Annotated in this window: 6 protein-coding genes; all 6 read left to right on the top strand. The window is 43.9% G+C overall.

Features of this window, described 5'->3' with window-relative positions; genetic code table 11:
• The coding region (locus NT140_04290; GenBank protein MCX5831096.1) for an OmpA family protein at positions 1–381 on the top strand (381 nt) is incomplete at its 5' end.
• Positions 382–778: 397 nt separating this feature from the next.
• Positions 779–1,657 (top strand): DUF4384 domain-containing protein, encoded by an 879-nt coding sequence (locus NT140_04285; GenBank protein ID MCX5831095.1) that lies wholly within the window; start codon positions 779–781, stop codon positions 1,655–1,657.
• The gene (locus NT140_04280) at positions 1,635–3,977 is read left to right on the top strand and encodes a CHAT domain-containing protein (protein MCX5831094.1); all 2,343 of its coding nucleotides are present in this window, start codon (positions 1,635–1,637) and stop codon (positions 3,975–3,977) included. The genes NT140_04285 and NT140_04280 overlap by 23 nt, the downstream gene beginning before the upstream one ends.
• Positions 3,978–4,786: 809 nt before the next feature.
• On the top strand, positions 4,787–5,212 hold the full coding sequence (locus tag NT140_04275; GenBank protein MCX5831093.1) for a hypothetical protein: 426 nt from the start codon (positions 4,787–4,789) through the stop codon (positions 5,210–5,212).
• 499 nt (positions 5,213–5,711) lie between these two features.
• A complete protein-coding gene (locus NT140_04270) occupies positions 5,712–5,861 on the top strand; it encodes a rubredoxin (protein MCX5831092.1) in 150 nt (49 codons plus the stop codon).
• Between the two features lie 82 nt (positions 5,862–5,943).
• The gene (locus NT140_04265) at positions 5,944–6,510 is read left to right on the top strand and encodes a flavodoxin family protein (protein ID MCX5831091.1); all 567 of its coding nucleotides are present in this window, start codon (positions 5,944–5,946) and stop codon (positions 6,508–6,510) included.
• Positions 6,511–6,757 lie beyond the last annotated feature (247 nt).

Raw genomic sequence — 6,757 nt, 5'->3', positions numbered from 1 at the left:
ACGCAAGAAGTGACCGCAGATGCCATGTACAGCGCATTGAGCAAAGACGGTTTCATGGCCCTTTATATCAATTTCGACACAGGCAAGTCCGACATCAAACCCGAATCTCTGGCGATCATCGGACAAATAGCAGCGCTTCTCCAAGCTCATCCAGGGCTAAAGGTAAGTATCGAGGGCCACACCGATAACGTAGGAACCCCACAGAACAACAAGGTTCTCTCCACGCAAAGGGCCAAATCGGTCATGAACGCGGTTGTCCAAAAGGGGATCGCCGCGACCAGACTGACGGCACTCGGCTGGGGGCAGGAGAAACCGATTGCGGATAATCGCTCGGAAGAGGGTATGGCCAAGAACCGCCGTGTCGAGATCGTCAAGAAATAAATAATCAATGAATGGGTAAATTATCAGAGAGCAAAGGCAGCGTCAAAAATGGCTCTGCATTTTCATGCGCGGTTGTGCCAGAAATAGTTGATTTTGAGAACTGACTTGTGTTCATGACTCACAGGTGGTAGAGATAATTGGTGAATTATACTTTCCTTCGATTACACTTGCACATTTCTGGTCGAAAGGTGTGGGTTCAGAAGACGATTATTTAAGGGGAGCGGGGGGTGCGAACACCTTCCTGAAAGTCACAGCCTACCAAACATTACTAACATACGAGCTTACGATTGGTAATGATCATCATTTGCCGCATCTTTTCTTGACATTAAACAGCAATGTTGTCAAAGTATAGACAGAAAGTGGTATGCCCATCATAATTAAGATGGAGGTTATCACAGTGAAGAAAACAATACTCATCTTAGTTCTATTCATCATAATTTCCTCTCCGCTTTACGCCGCCCAATCCACCATAACCGATGCCGAGGGTTATGCCTGTATGGGAGACGACAAGACGCGAAGGCAGACAGAACAACAGGCCTTGACCGAAGCAAAACGGAATGCCGCCGAAAAAACCCTGAGCTATCTAAAAAGCGAAACCCAAATCAAAGATTTTCAGCTGGAAAAGGACGTTTTAAGCGCCTACGCCAACTCCTCCATCAAAATCATTCAGGAACTGGAAAAGTCCTGGTATAAGGACCTATCATCAGGAGACTGTTACCGGATGAAGATCAAGGCCGAAGTAACGCCCGATGAAAAGGCCATGCTAAAGATCACTACGGGGAGAAACGTGGTTGACGACCCTGCCGGCCCCCTAACCGTACAGGTTTGGACTGGTAAGAAAGACTATAAGCAGGGTGAGAAGATCAAGGTGTATCTGAAGGGAAATAAGCCCTTTTATGCCCGCTTGTTGTATAAGGACGCAAGCGGTAATTTGGTGCAATTACTGCCCAATCCCTTTCGGAAGGATAACTATTTCAACGGTGGGGTTATCTATGAATTGCCCTCCGGCAATGACAAATTTGACCTGGAGGTAAGCCCGCCCTTTTGCCAGGAGGACATCATTCTCTATGCCAGCACAGTCCAGCTCGGGGATCTCCGATTGGAAAACCGAGGCGAGGTCTACGGAGTCAAAACCGTGTCCAAGGATATTGGCATTAGCACCAGAGGGGTGAAGGTGTTGCAGGTAGGCAACAGCAAGGTCACGGCGGCGGCAGAATTTTTTGAAGAGAGGGCAGTTGTAAATACGGGGAGGGATGAATATGATAGTATCCCCTAACTCAATGAAATTCATGTTATTGTTGCTGTTATACCTGCAACTGATGGGGTGCTATGCTATGGGCCCAAATAATTTCACACTTTACAGCGAGGGTCGGTTCTCGGAATTGGCGCAGTATGAAGAAATGGAAATCACCAAGCCGAACAAGAGTGGAGCAGATAAAATATCGGACATATATTATCTGTGCGAAGCCTACTTTAATCTAAAAAAATACGATAAGGTATTCAGTTGTATCGACAATTTGGAAGTCAATTTAAAAAGGATAAATATGTGGCTGCTTGGTGTTCCAACGCGGCCTTCCATGATTCGTGCCGCTGCTAATTTGGAACTCGGCAATTATTCCCAGGCACTGAAAGATGCTCAGGTGATCTATTCAGAACATACCATAAGCGATGTCAATATCGAAATGTGGCGTACAGTCGTAAATATTCGGAGGCTGTCTCTTCTCACGATTGCCTATGCACTCAATAACGATCGGGCCAATGCTGAAAAAACCTTGGGAACTTTAGAGAACACCAAAATACCCGTTTACGGTTGGGGAAGGATCTTAACGGAGAAACGTGTTTGTCTGGCCAGAGCCTATATGACATTGGGTAAATACGACAAGGCACTCTCAGAATTGACTGAAGGTGTGGCTTTGTCTATGTTCAGCGCAGTCTTTCGCCCGCTCGGGAATCTTCTTTTATCAGGTACCAATCCTTTTGCCGAACAGACATATGATTCTTATGTACAGGTACCCAGGTATTTCATGATGAGTAAAGCACTTCTGGAAACCGGCAACATTGAGAAAGCAAAGCAGGGATACGATAGCCTTCTGGAAAGACAGTTGATATCAAGCAACGGCGAGATCTACTGGCTTATATTATACGATAGGGGGCGGATTGCCGAGAAGGAAGGCTCCCTTGACCAAGCCATAGATTTCTACAAAAGGGCAATTGAAGTTATTGAGCAACAGCGCTCGACCATCAACACTGAAGTGAATAAGATAGGCTTTGTCGGTGACAAACAGGATGTTTACCACCACCTCATCCGGGTTTTATATAGCCGAAAAGAATATGACAAGGCATTCGAATATGTTGAAAGAGCTAAATCAAGGGCTCTTGTTGATTTGCTTGCGGCTAAGAAGGATTTTGCGGTAAAGGTAGGAGATGCACAAGAAATCCGCTCCATGATGGCAAAGAATGATGCAATAGAAGTAGAAGCAATTAATCAGGATACAGCGATAGATAAATCAAATACACGGGGTGTAAGTATAAAGGTAAAGGATGAAATAATAAATAAAGCACCTGAATTAGCATCTTTAGTTACAGTAACATCAAAACCTGTAACAGAGCTTCAGAATATCCTGCCACAAGACGAAATTCTTTTGGAATATTACTACAGAGATAAAGACTTGTATGCTTTCATCCTTTCCTCAAAAACACTTACCGCCATAAAACTAAATGGTGATAATTTAGCGGAGGACGTCATCGCATTTCGTAAATCTATTGAAATGCTTAACTCGGCTCACTTCTTAGACATTTCTTTGAAACTGTACCAGCGATTGTTTCAGCCAATTGAGCATGCCATAGACAAACGAAGACTGACTATAGTACCTCATAGTGTTTTGCATTACTTACCAATAAATGCTCTTCATGACGGGGGAAATTATTTGATAGATCGTTATAGCATTCGCATGATGCCCAGCGCTGATGCTTTGAGATACTTGACTGGAAAGAAATCAACTAATAAAGCTGGCATATTGGCTTTCGGCAACCCTGATCTTGGTGATCCCAAGTATGATCTGGCATATGCACAAAAAGAAGCGATCGAGGTAATTAAAACATCTCCCAATTCAAAAGTGTTTTTAAGAAAAGAGGCCTCTGAGGAAGCTTTACGCAAATACGGCAGTAGTTATAACTATATTCATTTTGCCACACATGGTCAGTTTTATGCTGAAACGCCCTTGAAATCCGCGCTTCGACTATCTCCAGACTCTCAATACGATGGCGTGATCTCCGCTGATAAACTATATTCTATGCAATTGGATGCTGATTTAGTAACACTTAGTGCATGTGATACAGGATTAAGCAAGATTGCCAATGGTGATGATCTGGTAGGATTGACTAGGGGATTCCTGTATGCTGGCAGCAGTTCCATTGTAGCAAGTCTCTGGAAGGTGGATGACCTTGCAACTTCGCAACTAATGATGCGTTTCTATAAAGAGATGCAGGGTACCGATAAAAGAGAAGCATTGAGAACAGCAGCGCTTGAGACCAAGGAAAAATATCCGCACCCCTACTACTGGGCTTCATTCCAGCTAACGGGGATGTCGGAATGACGAATTATTATTGTGGATGGTAGATGAAAGGGCTTTCAAGAAATCTGGAGTCCCCTTTTTTGCCTGTTCCACCTTTCAGATTATTGAAATCCATTATCTCAAAAGAGTGAGGGGTTTTGTGTTAACTAGGCGATAAAATGGACAAAGCAAAGGTGACAACAATAATTGCGTTAATTTTTCCAATAAGTGTCAATCTTCAGCGGAGTTGCAGCTTGATGCTTGAATAACTAAGCCGCGTGCCACTGGCTATGGGGTTTCAATCTACTTTTTTGTCTTTTCCTTATCGTACAACGGATGAGGCAGGAGCATTACAGCCCCTATGGTGCTGAAGGTGGTCATTCATATGGCCCGACAACAAGAGAGGTTGACCTGTTAATGGTCGGGAAGTATCGGGCAGTACGATTTTAGGCAATAGTATAGCATGGCGAAAAAGAGTGATTTTTTCGCAGGAAGGTGGGGACAGCTTTTTTCATTGTAAACGATCATCATATCAATAGTACCGGTGGGCTGTTGCATCTAAGTGGGTTCAGAAGCGCAACCAGGAACATGAGACCTGTTTGACAGACGGGGCAGGCAGTGACGTCGATCCCGCAGATCCTGAGCAACTGTTCCTGCCAAGTCTCCTGGCTGGTGTTTTCTTTTGATGCAACCTGACTACCGCCAGTGAAAAGAAACATTGCCATCCCGGTTAGCCAGGAGGCGATTATTGCTGATGGCGATCTGAGCATACTCAATTATATGTCGGTGTAGAATTAGCTTCGCGAAATATAACACGGGTAGAGCCAAGACACGAGGCAGGAGAAATAAAGATGAATATTATTTCAGGTGATGTTTGGTTCAAGGCCCTTTTTCTCGGTATAATAACAATTGTTATGGCTTCATGTGCTTCTGTAAGACTTTATGAAGGACCCGACTTACCAAACGAAAAGCTCTGTATTGTAAGTACTCCATTTGCTTTAGGTATGCAGTCGTTATTCGGGATATCATTTATAAATGTAGATGATATAGACGCTCTTACGAAACCTGAATTAGCTAAAGCCGAACGACTCTTACTACAACCTGGAAGGCACACGATAACTGCATCTCTTCCATCTTCGACTTGTTCTCCAAAATCAAATACTATATCATTTTCTTGTAAAGCTGGTGCTGCATTGACTATTGGCCATAACGAACGACGTTTACGTTCTTCTGATTGGAAGCATCAATATTGCGTATGGTCTCTCTATATAAAATAAGGGGACCCATTGACCCGCCTCCGGAAAGTGATCCAGTTTGAAGCTCAAAGATAATCCGAATGAGGGAATCAGGTTTGCCGCGATGTAGATACCATAAGGAGGATATGAATGACTTGAAGTAGCAAACGGATGGAGCCGACTACAGTTGCGGCTCATTCAGGCGTTACTCTCATTCAATTGGCAATCTTCAGCTTTTCCAGCTTCATGAATCTATTGACTCGTAGGTGAAGAAAATAAGCTGACGTGGCTTTTTGGATGAGCATTACGGGTTATAAGCTGCTACAAAATCAAAACATCCTCGATTATTGACTTCAATAAAGAAGAAGCGATCAATGCAAAGATTTTATTGAAAAACCGCCACATCATCCATGCCATAGCTGTTATTCTTGCTTTTCCTAACCAATCTTGTATAAAGTGAGGTTAAAATGGCCCATAAAATCATGGTCATTGTGAAGCCCCAGGTAAAGCAGCTGGGGAGAATATCATTTAAGGAGTTGATATGGAGGAGCATGAGTGTCCGACCTGTGGCCATCAATATGAAAAGAAACCACAGAATATTCGTTTTGAGGATCTTCCCGAGAAATGGCGTTGCCCAATCTGCAATGTACCGAAGAATGACTTTATCCCCAAAACTCCAAAGAAGGAATGATCCGCGCATTATTGGGGCTGCTACAAAAGCAAAAGTCAGTTGCTCCCTACTTCATAATAGTCAATAAATTGGAGGCATCATAATGGCAAAGAAAGTTCTGGTACTTTTGGGAAGTCCGAGAAGAAAAGGCAATAGTGCCATTTTGGCAGATCAAATAACCAAAGGGGCAAAATCAGCCAAAGCCAAGGTAGAAACGATCTATCTGCATGGGAAGAACATTGCGCCCTGCAAAGCCTGTATGACCTGCCAGAAGAAAGGCAGCAAGGGCTGTTCCATCCCGGATGACATGCAGGAGCTTTACCCCAAACTCATCGCTTCTGACGCTTGGGTAATTGCCAGCCCGGTTTACTGGTTCACCATGTCGGCTCAGACCAAGATCTTTATTGATAGGTGCTTTGCGTTGCCAGCCTACCAGAATGATCCTTTCAAGGACAAACGGATTGCTATCGCAATGGCTTATGGTGGCGAAGATCCCTTTGATTCTGGATGCGTTAATGCCTTAAGGACTTTCCAGGATATCTATAAATACACGGAGGCAAATCTCGTTGGCATGGTCTATGGGAGCGCTATGGATGCCGGCCAGATCAGAGACAATGAGAAAGTAATGCAGGATGCGTTCGAACTGGGTAAGCAGCTTGTTGCTGAATAATGGGAAGATAATGGAGAATACGACAATAAGCAGCTCATAAAAGACCCTTGCCGCTTAAAGGAGCATCGGACTAGCACTCCGTAGTGGAGGTGTGATCAAATTGTGATAGAAGCAAAGGAAAAGTACGGGAACAGATAGAATAGACGGAAACAGATGGAATCACCTTTTTTTTTGCCATAAATATACGAAGATATTGTCGAACAGATGACAATTTTCGGGTCAAGCCCGGAATGTGCCATGCCAAAAC

The sequence above is a fragment of the Deltaproteobacteria bacterium genome (assembly GCA_026388415.1).
GTDB lineage: Bacteria > Desulfobacterota > Syntrophia > Syntrophales > JACQWR01 > JAPLJV01.
This window is presented reverse-complemented; position numbering and strand designations above follow the sequence as displayed.

Excerpts from the sequence above, each read along its gene's own strand:
- NT140_04280 (MCX5831094.1), top strand. The coding sequence starts at position 1,635 with ATGAATATGATAGTATCCCCTAACTCAATGAAATTCATGTTATTGTTG.
- NT140_04275 (MCX5831093.1), top strand. The coding sequence starts at position 4,787 with ATGAATATTATTTCAGGTGATGTTTGGTTCAAGGCCCTTTTTCTCGGT.
- NT140_04270 (MCX5831092.1), top strand. The coding sequence starts at position 5,712 with ATGGAGGAGCATGAGTGTCCGACCTGTGGCCATCAATATGAAAAGAAA.
- NT140_04265 (MCX5831091.1), top strand. The coding sequence starts at position 5,944 with ATGGCAAAGAAAGTTCTGGTACTTTTGGGAAGTCCGAGAAGAAAAGGC.